Here is a 14709-nt window from a genome sequence, read left to right on the forward strand (position 1 = left end):
CATTTTTCACCGCACTTTTGTTTTTATTCTGTAAAAAGCAGAAATTAGATATTTACATTGAATTTATCGTCAATAAAGCATTGATTCATTTCAAAAGCTGGCTTAGCGGCTTTGTCTTTGCCGATGGTTTTTGCTGGTACGCCGGCAACCGTGGTATATTCAGGCACAGTTTGTAGCACCACAGAGTTTGCGCCAATTTTGGCATAGCGTCCGATTTCGATATTACCGAGAATTTTCGCGCCTGCGCCAATCATCACCCCCTCACGCACTTTCGGGTGGCGGTCGCCAGATTCTTTTCCTGTTCCGCCAAGAGTAACGCCTTGCAAAATGGATACATCATTTTCAATCACTGAGGTTTCGCCCACCACAATGCCTGTTGCGTGGTCGAACATAATGCCACAGCCAATTTTTGCCGCAGGGTGAATATCCACATCAAAGGCAACGGAAATTTCATTTTGCAAATAAATGGCCAGCGCCTTGCGGTTACGCTGCCATAAATAATGGGTTATGCGGTAGCTTTGTAAGGCGTGAAAGCCTTTTAAATAAAGCAACGGCGTTGTCCATAATTCCACCGCAGGATCTCGTTGGCGCACCGCACGAATATCGCAAGCAGCGCTACCGATAATATCCGGCTCAACTTGATAGGCTTCTTCAATAATTTCACGCAGGGCAATGGCTGGCATAATGGGATTGGCTAATTTATTCGCCAAAATATAGCTCAACGCATTGCCAAGGTTTTGATGTTTAAGAATGGTGGAATGAAAAAAGCTGGCGAGCATTGGCTCACATTCTGCTAATTCTTTCGCTTCTTGACGGAGTAATTTCCAAACTTCAGCAGGCATTTTATTCTCCTTTGCGCTCACGTCCAAGCAGGCTTAATGCCACATCTTGCGCATTTTTACCGCAGAATAACACTTGGTAAATTTGTTCGGTAATCGGCATTTCTACCCCGTGGTGCTGGGCGAGTAAATAGGCTTCTTTGGTGTTGTAGAACCCTTCCACCACTTGTCCAATTTCAGCCAAGGCTTCTTCGGCATTTTTGCCTTGCCCAAGCATTAAACCAAAACGGCGGTTACGCGATTGGTTGTCGGTACAAGTTAGCACTAAATCACCTAAGCCAGACATTCCCATAAAGGTGTTCGGATTTGCCCCAAGGGCTTCACCTAATCGGCTGATTTCCGCCAAGCCTCGGGTAATCAAGGCGGTGCGTGCGTTGGCGCCAAAGCCCATACCATCAGACATTCCAGCCCCAATGGCGATCACGTTTTTAATCGCGCCACCAAGCTGAACGCCGATCATATCCTGATTAATATAAACACGGAAATGCTTACTGCAATGAATACGCGCCTGAAACTCTTCCGCGAAAGCCTGATCGTGTGAAGCCAGCGCTATCGCCGTAGGCAATCCTGCCGCCAGCTCTTTCGCAAAAGTTGGGCCAGAAAGTACCGCAAGGGGATATTGCGTGCCAAGTTTTTCTTCCACCACTTGTTGCAATAAACGCCCTGTATCACGCTCTAAACCTTTGGTTGCCCATACAATGCGGTGATGTGGTTGCAAGTGCGGTCGGATTTTTTGTAAAACTTCGCCAAAAACGTGGCTTGGTACAACAATTAATAAATCGTGCGATCTTTGTACCGCACTTGCAAGATCGCTTTCGATTTCAAGCGCACTTGGAAAAGGGATATTCGGTAAAAAAGCTTGGTTGCAACGTTCTTCATTTAAGCGTTGCATATGTACGGGATCGTGTCCCCAAAGATAAGTCGGCGAACCATTGCGAGAAAAGCTGATGGCCAGCGCCGTGCCGTAAGATCCTGCGCCAATCACGGTAATGGGTGAATTTGAGATGTTGTTGTGCATTAATAATCCCCATAATGAAAATAAAGGTGAATCACACTCACTATTAATGCCTTGAGTTTAACCTACTTGAATTAGACTGAAAATAGAATTTTCACAGAAGTGAGTTAGTGGCAGGGTGCTACATAAAGTAGTTGGATAGATTACCTTGCCAAATTGTATCTTATAGAATACAATTTAAAAAGGAGGTGAGTATGGAAAAAATAAATGAAATAAGAACAACAGCTGAATTTGACCATTGGCTAATGAATTTAAAAAAATCGCATAGCAAAAATGGCAATTATCAAGCGAATAGAGCGAGCCGAGCGAGGAAATTTCGGTGATCATAAATCATTAGGTGGTGGGCTTTATGAAATGCGAATAGCAACAGGAGCAGGTTATCGTGTTTATTACATTCAAGATGGCAATACCTTATATTTTTTGTTGTGTGGTGGCGATAAATCAACACAACAGGCAGATATTAACAAAGCAAGAATGATGATCGAGGATTAACATAATGAAATTAAAAGCAAATATTAAAACAAGTCATTTTGACGCAGCAAAATACCTTACTACGGAAGAAGATATACAGGCTTATTTAGCTGAAACCCTAAAAAGTGGAGATCAAGAAGAATTTTTAACCGCACTTTCAACAGTCGCAAAAGCAAGAGGAATGACGGAGCTGGCTAAACAAACGGGTTTAGGGCGTGAAAGTCTGTATAAAACCCTATCTAAAGGCAGTAAACCGAGATTTGAAACCATACAAAAAATTCTCGCGGCGTTTAATTTGGAACTTGTGCCAACAATTAAAGTGCGGTGATTTTTTATCTGATTATTTTTACATAACCAATCGCATAATATAGCTAACAAATCTCCCCTAACCCCTCTTTACTAAAGAGGGGGATTTCTTGGGACATTATTTACATTTTTATGTGGATAGGTAGAGTGAGGATTCAGCTCATCAAATCAGGTCATCAAAGGGAATAAATTACATTAAATGATGGGCTAAAGCCCATCCTACGTTTTGTTGTGGTGGGCATATATTTCTGGCGGACACATCGGTCCGCCACTACATTTTTGCGATGATAAATTCGATGACGCAGAAAAGTGCGGTGGATTTTTCTGGATTTTTGGCTTTATTGTTTTTGCTTGAGATCTTAAATACGAGTTGAGCTGATCCCCCTCTTTAGTAAAGAGGGGTTAGGGGAGATTTGGAAAGCAGAGAAGATTTGGAAATTTATATAAAAAAGTGGGCATTTCGCCCACTTTTCTGATTAATTCACGGTTTCTGGTTGCTCGCTTTGTGCTTGCTCCGCTTGTTGGCGCTCTAGATATTCCATAAAGAGTGCATCAAAGTTTACTGGAGAAAGATTTAATGGCGGGAATGTGCCGCGGTTTACAAGGCTGGCAATTAATTCACGCGCATAAGGGAAAAGCATATTTGGGCATTGTGAGGTTAAGCAATGGGCAAGTTGAACCCCTTCAAGACCACTCACAGTAAACACGCCTGCTTGTTTTACTTCACAAATAAATGCTACATCACCGCTTTCTTCAAGGGTGGTTTCGGTGGAAATGTTTAAACATACTTCATAAAGATCTTCACCCAATTCAACCACTTCTGTGTTTAAATCGAAAGAAAGTTGTGGTTTCCACTCTTGTTGGAAAATATGTGGAAGATTTGGTGCTTCAAAAGACACATCTTTCACATAAATACGTTGAATTTGTAATACCGCTTCTGTTGCTTGCTCTTGTTCTTGCGCTGCAACTTCTTGATTTTGGTCAGTCATTTTCTATTCCTCTGTGAGTTATTTATCTTTTTTCACTAATGGCAAATTCGCTGAACGCCAACCTGCAATCCCTTCTTTTAATGCGTACACTTCGCTAAATCCGTGTTTAGCCAAAAGCTCTGCGGACGCGCCAGCTGCCATTCCTGTGGCACAAACCACCACAACAGGCTTGTCTTTATGCTGTTCAATTTTACCAATATTTTGATTTTTAATTTCGCTTGGTAGTAAATGAATGCTGTGAATAATATGCCCACGTTCAAATTCATCAAGGGTGCGCACATCGATCACGGTGGCATCTTTATTATTCATTAAACTAACCAATTCCGCATTCTCAATGGTTTTCACTTTGGTGGTGAATGCTTTGAAATAGGTATAAATAACGAGAAAAAATACGGCTATCCAAGAAATAACCATTAATGTGTGATTTTTGGCAAAAGCGGTTGCCATCGGTAGAAATTCTTGCATTTTACTCTCTATTGTTTTAGTTCAAAATAAAGGTTTAAGTATAACCGCACTTTATTGATCTTTCAAAGGAAGTCTGTGAAATTCCTGTGTCGTTATTCAATAATTTATTCTAAATCAAGAGATAAACAAAAATAGTTAGCGGAAATATAGCGATAATGACGCTTTATTGCTATATTAGCGCCCGATTATAGGGGTATCCCTTTATGTGGACATTTTCTTTTGGCTATTCTCAAAAAGAAAATCATTTTATCTTTTATCATTTATAAGAGGTTCTATTATGTTTTTTCTCCAATTTGCCATCGTATTGGTGTGCATTTTGATTGGTGCGCGCATTGGCGGTATCGGCTTGGGGGTAATGGGCGGCGCAGGGCTTGCCATTCTCTCTTTCGGCTTTGGTTTACAACCAGCGGGCTTACCAATCAATGTAATGTTAATGATTATGGCGGTAGTTTCTGCAGCGGCAGCAATGCAAGCGGCAGGCGGTTTAGATTATATGATCAAAATTGCTACCAACATTTTGCGTAAACACCCGAAATACATCACCTTTATTGCGCCAGCAGTAACTTGGACATTCACCGTATTAGCAGGAACAGGCCACGTTGCCTATTCTGTATTACCTGTGATTGCTGAAGTAAGCCGCCACAACGGCGTGCGTCCTGAGCGTCCACTTTCAATGGCGGTAATTGCATCACAATTTGCTATCGTTGCTAGCCCAATCGCTGCGGCAGTGGTGGCGGTAGTAGCCTATCTTGAACCACAAGGCATTCACCTTGGCGATGTATTAATGGTAACAATGCCATCAACCATTTTAGGTTTAGCAGTGGCTTGTATTTTCGTCAATAAAATGGGTAAAGAATTAAAAGATGACCCGAATTATCAACGTTTATTACAAGATCCTGAGTATGTAAAAGAAAACCACACTGACGTAAACCCAGATAACATTCAATTAAAACCAACAGCAAAATTGTCTGTGGGATTATTCCTATTTGGTGCATTACTTGTGGTATTAATGGGGGCATTCCCAAGCCTACGCCCAGCCTTTGACGGCAAAGCAATGGGAATGGCACACACTATCGAAATCGTAATGCTTACCGTGGGTGCATTAATCATCTTAACTTGTAAACCAAACGGCAACGCCATTACACAGGGTTCCGTATTCCACGCGGGTATGCGTGCGGTTATCGCCATTTTTGGTATTGCGTGGTTAGGTGATACCTTAATGCAAGCCCATATGACCGAAGTGAAAGACACCGTGAAAGTGTTGGTAGAAACCGCACCTTGGACATTCGCCATCGCCTTATTTGTGCTTTCTGTGTTAGTAAATAGCCAAGGGGCAACGGTTGCCACTCTTTTCCCTGTAGGGATCGCACTCGGCATTCCTGCCCCAGTATTAATCGGTGTGTTTGTTGCGGTAAACGGTTACTTCTTCATTCCAAACTACGGCCCAATCATTGCGTCCATTGACTTTGATACCACAGGCACAACCCGCATCGGTAAATACATTTTCAACCACAGCTTTATGCTCCCAGGCTTATTAAGTATGGCATTTAGCTTGGCATTCGGTTTATTATTCGCCAATATTTTATTGTAAATTTAGACCGCACTTTCCTTTCTAAACTGAGCGACATCATCGCTCAGTTTTTTTATCTAGCATTCCCCCGTAAACTTCCGCATAATATCGCCACTTGACCTAACAAAAGGAAAATCACAATGACCATTTCAAAACAACAAATTCTTGATGCTTATTATTTCCGCCACGCGTGCAAACAATATGATCCAAGCAAAAAAATCAGCGATGAGGATTTCCGTTTTATTTTAGAAACTGCCCGTCTTTCGCCGAGTTCATTCGGTTTTGAGCCGTGGAAATTCTTAGTCATTGAAAATCAGCATATTAAAGAGCTGATCCGTGATAACGCTTGGGGTGCGAAAGATAAGATTATGGATTGTAGCCATTTTGTGGTGATTTTGGTGCGCCAACCACAAACCCTTTTGGCCGATGGCGAATACGTTCCACATATTATGCGTGATGTGCATCATATCCCTGAAGAGGCGCTCAAACTGCGTCAAGGCTTCTACCGCAACTTCACCGAAAAGGATTTTGCTCTAACTGAAAATCCCGTGGCGTTTTATAACTGGGCGTGCCGCCAAAGTTACATCGCGCTCGGCAATATGCTGACCAGTGCCGCAATGATCGGCATCGACAGCACCCCGATTGAAGGTTTCCCGCTGGAAAAAATGAATGATCTGTTCGTGGCAGAAGGCTTATACAAAGCCGATGAATACAAACTTAGCGTAATGGCAGCCTTCGGCTACCGCCTAAACGAACCATGCGAAAAAACACGCCAAGCCTTTGATGAGGTGGTGGAGTGGGTGAAATAAAATGAAAAAAATATTATTTAGTGCATTCATTGCCACAACGTCTATCTGTACAGCGTACGCTCAATTAGAAGAGCAACATTCTTTCGACTCATTACCTTATTTTAATCAAACAAAAGATGGATACCAGCTTGAATTTGATGGAAAAAATTACCGCTCTTTTACAGTGCAAGTAAATGGTAAGTCCCTTAAATTTCGTGCTTTTGAGAAAATTGTATATGTAAAATATCCTACCAATGCTGATTACCAAAGTTTAAATTTTTATGTGCCAGAAATTTACTTTGAAGGGGGGACAATAAATGGTTTTAACCTAGAAACGGCTCCTATTTTTTTACCTAATGCTGTTGGTGGGTATATGCCTGCCAAACCTGCCACTTATGACAATAAAGGGTTTGGCTCGGGAGAAAAACCAAATGCAATTTTGACCGCACTTTCTAAAGGCTATGTGGTTGCAAGTGTGGGGGCTCGTGGCAGAACACTAGAACAAAATGGCAAATATACAGGAAAAGCCCCTGCGGCCATCATTGATCTAAAATCGGCAGTTCGTTATCTACATTTTAACGATGCACGAATGCCTGGTGATGCAAATAAAATTATTTCTAATGGCACTAGCGCAGGAGGGGCATTATCTGCTTTATTAGGTATAAGCGGGGATAGTTTAGATTACAAGCCTTACTTCCAATCTTTAGGCGCAGCTGAAGCCAGCGATACTATATTTGCTGTTTCTGCTTATTGCCCTATTACTAATCTCGAACAGGCTGATAAGGCTTATGAGTGGGAATTTAATGGTTTAAATCAGTTCAGTCGAATTGATATGAGCAAACTTAATGCTCAAACATTTAATGATCGCTCAAAGCCAATGCCAAGAATTGAAGGGAATTTAACCGAAACAGAAATCCAAACTTCTAATGAGTTAAAAAGCCTATTTCCTGCTTATTTAAATGCACTAGATTTACGTGATGAAAACAATCAGCCACTGACATTAGACGAAAAAGGAAAAGGTTCTTTTGAAACCTATATGAAAAATCAAATATTAAAATCAGCCCAACAAGCTTATGCAAGTGGCACTGATTTATCTGATTTTGATTGGATTAAGATTGATAAAAATGGCGTTCAAGATCTTGATTGGTATGGCTATATTCATTCAGCTAAACGAATGAAATCTCCACCAGCTTTTGACTCACTGGATCTTAGTTCTGGTGAGAATAATTTATTTGGTACAGAAACCATTAATAACCAACACTTTACTGAATATTCTCAGCAACATTCTAAAGTGCAAGGTAGCTTAGCAAATAAAGAAACCATCAAATTAATGAATGTGATGAACTACATTAATAACCCTAAATCAGCACAACATTGGCGTATTCGTGTCGGCACTGCAGATAGAGATACCTCACATGCAATTAGTGCAATTTTAGCCATTAAATTAAGCATGTCAGGTAAAAATGTAGATTATGCAATGCCTTGGGCCGTTCCTCATTCTGGTGATTATGATCTAGATGAATTATTTAAATGGATTGATAACCTTACAAAAAATTAGGACGCGTATGTTAATTTCATTTATTCTGATCGCCCTATGCGCTGGTGTCGCCCTTGCCACGCAAGCCGCCATTAACAGCCAACTGGCAGGTTCATTAATGGGGCAGCCTGTTGTCGCCGCTTTAATTTCCTTCGCCACAGGCACATTATTGCTCTTTTTTATCTGCTGGTGGAAAGCCGATCTCTTCACCGCCTTGCAACAAGTGCCAAAACAACCCTTGTGGAAACTGATCGGAGGCCCACTGGGTGCGCTCGTGGTTTTCACCACCATTTTCCTTGCGCCGAAAATGGGCGTAACCAATATGCTCTTTTTCATTATTGTCGGCCAACTCATCGCCGCCGCCATCATCGATCATTTCGGCTTAATCGGAATGACCGCTCGCCCAATCCAAATCTGGCAAATCATCGGCTTTGTGTTTATGGGATTAGGCCTCGTGCTGTTTTTCTTTGGGAAAAGGTTGTTTGGGTAACTCGATTCTTAACCCAAGAAAACGACTGCCACACCACAATTCCTCAAACTCCTCAAAATCCAACCGCACTTCGGTGCGGCTTTTGTTATACTTATACACAGGAGAACAAAATGTTAAATCTATTCAAAAAACCAATTGAAATTGAAACCCTTGATGATTGGGCGAAAATTGCCGCTGACATCACCAAAGTTGGAATTTAGCGTTTCCTGTTATTCTGTATGGAAATGATCCGATTTATTTAAAAATCATCAACACAGTTTTGCTCATTTTGGCCGTCTATTTTGGGCTTGCTGGAACTCGCCACTTAAGACAGATAAAACTAAGTAAGAAGGAGGAAAAACAATGAACTTAACCTTTGCCCTAGCAGGGTTTGCCCTAATGATGTTTCTGTTCGCTTTCTTCGTAAAGAAATACATTAAATAATCCCTTTACCAACCGCTCTTCTGAGCGGTTTTTAATAACCATAAAAAACCTTGCTTATCACTAAATTTCACGCCTTGTCTGCTAGCCTGAATATACTCAATCAAGCTCACCAACCGTTTCACGCCCATTTGTGCAGGGGAAAATTACATTGAACGGTGGGCTGCAGCCGCACCCTACCCATCTAAGGTTTCATTTTTGATGGAGCGCTGTAACAGATTAAATAAATTTAACATTTTGTTCTCCCTGTAGAAAAATATAGCAAAAACCGCACCGAAGTGCGGTTGGATTTTGGCTAGTTTTATACATCGTATTTACGCGTTGGTGGCGTTGGGTTATTAACCAATCTTACCAAGCCTTTTAGCTGATAGCTACGCAGAGTTTCTAATGACTTGAAGTAATGAGCTTCTTCGTACGGATCGGGGTTAAATTCCTCTGTCATTGGCTCTAGGACGCTTTTCATTATGCCGAGTATAGTTTGGTATTCTGTATAATGGGTGTACGCGGTTGAACCAAAACGAGAGCCGAGATTGCTTAACGGTTGGTGAAGTTGTTGCAATAGTTCTAGGCTGTTATAAAGTGCAAACCACATACTGACAAAGCATAAGCAAGTGTCTTCAGTAAACTCAAAAATGTATTTTTTCTCTGGTTTAAGCAAAGCGAGTTGTTGCTGCTCTAAACTATACTTACCTGTTTTTCTAATCCGCGGTAAAACTTCTTCAAATACCCACGTTTCAAATGTATCTGCTTCAGGTTTTCGTGAGTTAATGATTAAACGGTATAGGTTAGGTTCATTAATAAAGATTTCCTCTTTTCTACCGCTAGTTGGGTTGATGCAACATTGCATTACGCCAGCTGGTTTACAGAGATTTTGCAAGGTTTTTCTTGAATTAGAATAACCTAAGATATCGCAAACATCAGGGCCACAAAACCATATTTCTTGATTAAGATCTTTGATGACGTGAATAGAATAGGAATGAAAATTAAAGGTGTTGAATTGAATTTGAGTTTTCATTGTTTATTTCCTTTTGAGAAAAATTCCCTTATTAGGGTGATCGGCAGCTCAAAACCAGTACACAATCTGGCGGAGCCATTCCCTTGTGGTGTTGTATTTCTCGCACTGCCGAGCGTTAATATTAATTGTTGTTTTTGTATCAGGTATGGAAATAGGAGAACCCCAGATACAAAAAATCACGCTAACGGAGTGAATTACCGTTGTGCATAAGGCTTTTGAGACCTATGGAAAAACAAAGACAAAACCACCGCACTTTTATCTTTTCCAATAAAAAAGCGATAAAAACTTGAAAAATTTTTACCGCTCTTTGTCTTTATAATACCTAAAAATTCCCATAAAAAAACAGCATCTAAAGAGATGCTGTTTTTATTTCCATGTAGTTAAGGGGTTAGATTACCATTGGTATCCCACGCCCACGCTACCACTTAGGTCGCCACGGCTGTTGCTGCTACCTGTAAGTTTCAAGATAACTTTACCGTTATCAGAGATGCGAGATGCACCCACTGCGATAGCGTTTTCGCCACGGTATGTACCACCTGCTACGGCAACCATACTCTTACCTGGAATGTAAGCTTGTGGTAAGCCAGCAGTTGCTACTGCACCTGCAACACCTGCGCGAAGTTTACGATCAACGTGGTTAATTCGGTTACCTAACTCGTTACCCATATTAGTTACCGCATTTTCCAATCTATTGATGTTTTTGTGTGTATCATACAATTGGCTACCGTTCACTGCGTCTGTACTTGTTGCAGAGATTACACCTGCTGCCACATTTTGGATTTGACGCGTTTCGTTTTCGTTACCAACTGAAACTACACCAACTACATTGTCCACGCCAGCTACATTAGCATTATTTCTGCCTTGATAGCTTACGTTACCGGTATTCACGCCAGCTGATGCTGCTTTGTTACCAAGGAACACTGAGTTTGCTACGGTTTGCTTGATGTTGCTACCTAAAGCATAAGTGTTTGCAGTATTAACTTCGTTGTTTGCACCAATTGCCACACTGTTTTCAGCGTCTTTACCCACTTTAGAATTGTAACCTACCGCAGTTGAGTATTTACCCGCCGCGCTAGAATCCTTAGTTTCTGCAGTACCGCTAGCCACTTGGCCGTCATTGGTGTGGAAGTATTTAATACCATTTTCGTTCATATTTTTGATCGCAGAGATCACATTTTCATTCTTAGTTACTGTTTGACCTGCAGTATCATAAGTTTTTAATGCATCTTTACCTGCATCATTTAATGAACCGTCTTGATTTACAAAATCTTCACCAATGGTTTGGTTGAAGTTATTTGTTACATTTTTAGCAACATCGAGTAAATCACCAATGTTTGCTGCATTGTTTCTTTCTGCTGCGTTTGGATCATTTTTCACGGTATCAATAGATTTACCGTCAAAACCTGTTTTCACATCAGAAATCACGTTGCCGCCGTTGCTTAAACCTTTGTCGTTTAATGCTACATTGCTATTTTCGAAAGTTACACCGTTGTTATCTACTTTAGTGTTACCTGCCGTTAAGCTATTCACTTTAAGATCATCAACTGTTGAAACTTTATAGTCAAAGCCAGTTTCAGCATTTCCTGTTTTCTCTACAACGATATTACCACCAGCTGTAACTGTCGTATTCGCTGCCGCAGCTGCAATTTGGTTCACTTTTTGGATTGCTTCATCAATAGTGTTTTCACCCGTGCCACCAATATTGTTTGCTACAACTTTACCATCAACAATCTTAGTTTCACCACCGATTACATCTTTAAGGTTGTTTTTCGCTTGGTTGCCAGCATTGTTGATCGCATCTGCAACAGTTTTTGCTGTTGCAAAGCTATCTTTGGTATTACCTGCAGTAACTTTACCTGTATTTGCATCTGTGGTTAAGGTAGTTTGTTTTACATCAAAAGTTACCGTTGATGTTGCGCCATCACTTTCAACTTTCGCTGTTGTACCATTACCATCAATGAAATTCACTGTATCGTAAGCACGAACAAAGTCTTTCGCTTTGCCATTACCCTGTAAATTCCAACCTGCGTTTAACACGTCATTAACGCTTGCTGAATTATTGCCTTTCGCAGTAATTTCATCTGCAGTTGGTGCAGTTTGTGATTTAGTTGGTTCAACATTATTTGCTTTATCACCGTTTGTGGTTGGTGCTAAGTTACTTGCAACATTGTTTAATGTTACGTTACCGCCTTTACCCGCAGGATCTTTCAAGCCAGCTTGAATATCTTTTGGTTGCACTTCTGTTTTAACCGTGTTGCCATCAGCATCTGTTGTTGTGGTGTAGAATTTATCACCTTCTTTGATAACTGGGTTTCCCTTTAATGGGCTAAAGCCCATTCTACGTTTTGTCGTTGTAGATATATCTTTCAGGCGGACACATCGGTCCGCCACTACATTTTTTCGCGATGAGGAAATTCGATGATACAAAAAAGTGCGGTGGTTTTTGTGTTCGTTTTTCCAAATCTCCCCTGCTCTTTCTTTACTAAAGGGGATTTCTTGGAACATCATTCACAAATTTCTTAACGATATTGTTTGCATTTTTATGTGCATAGGTGGGGTGTGGCTTCAGCCCACCGTTCAACGTATTTCCCATTTGATGAGCTAAGGCCTATTGTTTGCATTTTATGTGCATAGGTAGGGTGCGGCTTCAGCCCACCATTCAACGCAATTTCCCTTTAATGGGCTAAAGCCCATTCTACGTTTTGTTGTAGATATATCTTTCAAGCGGACACATAGGTCCGCCACTACATTTTTTTGCGATGAGAAAATTCGATGATACAAAAAAGTGCGGTGGTTTTTGTGTTCGTTTTTCCAAATCTCCCCTACCCTTTATTTACTAAAGGGGGATTGCTTGGGACATCATTCACAAATTTCTTAACGATATTGTTTGCATTTTTATGTGCATAGGTAGGGTGCGGCTTCAGCCCATCGCTCAACGCAATTTCCCCTTTAATGGGCTAAAGCCCATTCTACGTTTTGTTGTTGTGGACATATCTTTCAGGCGGACACATAGCTCCGCCACTACATTTTTTCGCGATGAGAAAATTCGATGATACAAAAAAGCGCGGTGGTTTTTTCTAGGTTTTTGGCTTGGTTATTTTTTACTTGAGATCTGAAATACACTTCGATCCAGTCCCCCTCTTTCGTAAAGAGGGGTTAGGGGAGATTTGAAAAATGGACTGAAAAATCAGTCCATTTATATTAGCGCGATCCATAAACTACAATGGTTTTTCCTCTGGCGGAGATGAGATGTTGTTCTTCGAGCATTTTTAGAATGCGGCCAACCGTTTCTCGTGAGCAGCCAACCATTTGGCCAATTTCTTGGCGGGTGATTTTAATCTGCATTCCTTCAGGGTGGGTCATTGCGTCTGGCATTTTGGTTAAATTAAGTAGGGTTTGGGCAATGCGTCCTGTTACGTCTAAGAAAGCAAGATTGCGAACTTGTTTGGAAGTGTTTTGTAGGCGATCTGCCAGTTGGGCGGTGAGATACATTAACACTTCAGGATTTACTTGGATAAGTTGGCGGAATTTTTTGTAGGAAATTTCAGCCACTTCGCAAGCGGTTTTGGTTTTGATCCACGCTGAGCGTAATTGCCCTTCGTGAAATAACCCTGCTTCGCCAAAAAAATCCCCTTGTCCAAGATAACTTAGGATCATTTCTTTGCCTTCATCATCTTTCACTAATACGGCAACCGAGCCTTTAATTAAATAATAGAGCGTTTCCGCTTTTTCACCCGCGTGAATGAGTGAGCTTTTCGCTGGGTATTTATGAATATGACAATGAGAAAGAAACCATTCTACGGTTGGATCCATTGGTGGAGTGTGGGTTTGTACTTGTTGTTCTTGCACGGTGCCCTCCTGTGTATTACTTATGCTTGAAAAAGTCCATTTTATCTTTTATATCAATGGATTCGTGTAATTCCGACCAAACAATTACAGCCTTTCCTTGACGTATGTTGGTCAGCAAGTTTTGAGTTTTCTGTTGCAGGGAAAGCTCCTGTTCACCGTAATCCGTCCCTTCACGCAGAATGAAACTTTCTGCAATATTAATGAGCGTTTCTTCTTCTAAATCTTGCCAAGGAATAATCATCATCTTACCTAAAAATTGCTATTATGCAAAGTGTACCGCAATAAGTTTCCACTGTTGTTCAAAGTTTTGGTTTGAATTATGGCGAAAATTCGACCGCACATAACGCATAAACTGCCCTTCGCAGAGATTGACTAAATAAGTGGCGATAATACGCTCATCAATGCTAAAGGCGCGCCCTTCACGCAGCTTGCGCATTTGTAAAATATTCACAAATTGGAATTCTAAGCGATCGAAAAATTGCGCCACGCGTGCTTGTAATTTTGGATCTTCAAACATTAGGGCGTGGCCTGTTAGCACACGGGTTAGCCCCGGGTTTTTGCGTGCAAAATCTAAGATCATTTGTAAAATATCGCGCACGCGGTTCATTGTGTTGGTTTCATTTTTGATTGATTGGTTAATACGGCTAAATAATGTGCCTTCCAAATTTTCAATCAAGGCCTCGAACATTTTGGTTTTGCTTGGGAAATAGCGATATAACGCCGCTTCAGATACGCCCACTTTTTCCGCAAGACGTGCTGTGGTCATTCGTTCCATTCCTTGCTCTGAATGAAGCATATGAGTGAGTACAGTTAGCACTTGTTGACGGCGTTCTTTTACGCTGCGTTTGTCGCTTTTCGGTGCTTTTTCTGTATTTTTTTCGCTGAGCTTAGTTGGCTTAGTTTGCTCAGGCGCAGGCTCAATGCCTGCAATTTCCAGTTGTTCTTCGACCATAGT

The 14709-nt window shown here is 41.1% G+C and carries 14 protein-coding genes and 1 pseudogene; 6 read left to right on the plus strand and 9 right to left on the minus strand.

Annotation, left to right across the window (positions count from 1 at the left end):
• Positions 1-44: 44 nt before the first annotated feature.
• Both cysE and gpsA read right to left on the minus strand, forming a co-directional pair.
• Complete coding sequence (cysE, locus tag DYC50_RS00435; protein WP_115248565.1) at positions 45-842, minus strand: serine O-acetyltransferase; 798 nt, start codon at positions 840-842, stop codon at positions 45-47.
• A 1-nt stretch (position 843) separates the two neighbouring features.
• Positions 844-1857 carry an NAD(P)H-dependent glycerol-3-phosphate dehydrogenase gene (gpsA, locus tag DYC50_RS00440; RefSeq protein ID WP_115248566.1) on the minus strand — a complete coding sequence of 338 codons (1014 nt, stop codon included), beginning with the start codon at positions 1855-1857 and terminating at the stop codon, positions 844-846.
• A 191-nt stretch (positions 1858-2048) separates the two neighbouring features.
• On the opposite strand from gpsA, the pseudogene DYC50_RS00445 reads away from it, so the two are divergent.
• Positions 2049-2346 (plus strand): annotated as a pseudogene (locus DYC50_RS00445) (type II toxin-antitoxin system RelE/ParE family toxin).
• Between the two features lie 4 nt (positions 2347-2350).
• Complete coding sequence (locus DYC50_RS00450; RefSeq protein WP_115248568.1) at positions 2351-2653, plus strand: addiction module antidote protein; 303 nt, start codon at positions 2351-2353, stop codon at positions 2651-2653.
• A gap of 454 nt (positions 2654-3107) precedes the next feature.
• On the opposite strand, the gene secB is transcribed toward DYC50_RS00450, so the two are convergent.
• Entirely contained in the window at positions 3108-3620 is a 513-nt protein-coding gene (gene secB, locus DYC50_RS00455) for a protein-export chaperone SecB (protein WP_115248569.1), read from the minus strand.
• An 18-nt stretch (positions 3621-3638) separates the two neighbouring features.
• Positions 3639-4085, minus strand: a complete 447-nt coding sequence (locus DYC50_RS00460; RefSeq protein ID WP_115248570.1) for a rhodanese-like domain-containing protein — start codon at positions 4083-4085, stop codon at positions 3639-3641.
• A gap of 277 nt (positions 4086-4362) precedes the next feature.
• Between DYC50_RS00460 and DYC50_RS00465 the strand changes: the two genes are divergently transcribed.
• The 4 genes from DYC50_RS00465 to DYC50_RS00480 all read left to right on the plus strand — a co-directional run bounded on the left by DYC50_RS00465 (position 4363) and on the right by DYC50_RS00480 (position 8470).
• Positions 4363-5676, plus strand: a complete 1314-nt coding sequence (locus DYC50_RS00465) for an anaerobic C4-dicarboxylate transporter (protein ID WP_035686128.1) — start codon at positions 4363-4365, stop codon at positions 5674-5676.
• Between the two features lie 119 nt (positions 5677-5795).
• The gene (locus DYC50_RS00470; protein ID WP_115248571.1) at positions 5796-6464 is read left to right on the plus strand and encodes an NAD(P)H-dependent oxidoreductase; all 669 of its coding nucleotides are present in this window, start codon (positions 5796-5798) and stop codon (positions 6462-6464) included.
• 1 nt (position 6465) lies between these two features.
• On the plus strand, positions 6466-8001 hold the full coding sequence (locus tag DYC50_RS00475) for a subtype B tannase (protein WP_218564400.1): 1536 nt from the start codon (positions 6466-6468) through the stop codon (positions 7999-8001).
• Positions 8002-8008: 7 nt separating this feature from the next.
• Entirely contained in the window at positions 8009-8470 is a 462-nt protein-coding gene (locus DYC50_RS00480) for a DMT family transporter (protein WP_115248572.1), read from the plus strand.
• 721 nt (positions 8471-9191) lie between these two features.
• On the opposite strand, the gene DYC50_RS00495 is transcribed toward DYC50_RS00480, so the two are convergent.
• The 5 genes from DYC50_RS00495 to slmA form a co-directional block, all read right to left on the minus strand.
• Entirely contained in the window at positions 9192-9905 is a 714-nt protein-coding gene (locus DYC50_RS00495; RefSeq protein WP_115248574.1) for a BRO family protein, read from the minus strand.
• A 393-nt stretch (positions 9906-10298) separates the two neighbouring features.
• Positions 10299-12413 (minus strand): YadA family autotransporter adhesin, encoded by a 2115-nt coding sequence (locus DYC50_RS00505; RefSeq protein WP_115248576.1) that lies wholly within the window; start codon positions 12411-12413, stop codon positions 10299-10301.
• Between the two features lie 693 nt (positions 12414-13106).
• Complete coding sequence (gene crp / locus DYC50_RS00510; protein ID WP_115248577.1) at positions 13107-13754, minus strand: cAMP-activated global transcriptional regulator CRP; 648 nt, start codon at positions 13752-13754, stop codon at positions 13107-13109.
• Positions 13755-13770: 16 nt separating this feature from the next.
• Positions 13771-13995, minus strand: a complete 225-nt coding sequence (locus tag DYC50_RS00515; RefSeq protein ID WP_115248578.1) for a YheU family protein — start codon at positions 13993-13995, stop codon at positions 13771-13773.
• A 21-nt stretch (positions 13996-14016) separates the two neighbouring features.
• Positions 14017-14706: a nucleoid occlusion factor SlmA gene (gene slmA, locus DYC50_RS00520; RefSeq protein ID WP_115248579.1), complete on the minus strand. Its 690-nt coding sequence runs from the start codon at positions 14704-14706 to the stop codon at positions 14017-14019.
• Positions 14707-14709: the final 3 nt, after the last annotated feature.

The organism is Avibacterium avium (genome assembly GCF_900454535.1).
GTDB lineage: Bacteria > Pseudomonadota > Gammaproteobacteria > Enterobacterales > Pasteurellaceae > Avibacterium > Avibacterium avium.

Coding starts and splice junctions, on each gene's coding strand:
- cysE (WP_115248565.1), bottom strand. CDS start 842: ATGCCTGCTGAAGTTTGGAAATTACTCCGTCAAGAAGCGAAAGAATTA.
- gpsA (WP_115248566.1), bottom strand. CDS start 1,857: ATGCACAACAACATCTCAAATTCACCCATTACCGTGATTGGCGCAGGA.
- DYC50_RS00450 (WP_115248568.1), top strand. CDS start 2,351: ATGAAATTAAAAGCAAATATTAAAACAAGTCATTTTGACGCAGCAAAA.
- secB (WP_115248569.1), bottom strand. CDS start 3,620: ATGACTGACCAAAATCAAGAAGTTGCAGCGCAAGAACAAGAGCAAGCA.
- DYC50_RS00460 (WP_115248570.1), bottom strand. CDS start 4,085: ATGCAAGAATTTCTACCGATGGCAACCGCTTTTGCCAAAAATCACACA.
- DYC50_RS00465 (WP_035686128.1), top strand. CDS start 4,363: ATGTTTTTTCTCCAATTTGCCATCGTATTGGTGTGCATTTTGATTGGT.
- DYC50_RS00470 (WP_115248571.1), top strand. CDS start 5,796: ATGACCATTTCAAAACAACAAATTCTTGATGCTTATTATTTCCGCCAC.
- DYC50_RS00475 (WP_218564400.1), top strand. CDS start 6,466: ATGAAAAAAATATTATTTAGTGCATTCATTGCCACAACGTCTATCTGT.
- DYC50_RS00480 (WP_115248572.1), top strand. CDS start 8,009: ATGTTAATTTCATTTATTCTGATCGCCCTATGCGCTGGTGTCGCCCTT.
- DYC50_RS00495 (WP_115248574.1), bottom strand. CDS start 9,905: ATGAAAACTCAAATTCAATTCAACACCTTTAATTTTCATTCCTATTCT.
- DYC50_RS00505 (WP_115248576.1), bottom strand. CDS start 12,413: ATGATGTTCCAAGAAATCCCCTTTAGTAAAGAAAGAGCAGGGGAGATT.
- DYC50_RS00515 (WP_115248578.1), bottom strand. CDS start 13,995: ATGATTATTCCTTGGCAAGATTTAGAAGAAGAAACGCTCATTAATATT.
- slmA (WP_115248579.1), bottom strand. CDS start 14,706: ATGGTCGAAGAACAACTGGAAATTGCAGGCATTGAGCCTGCGCCTGAG.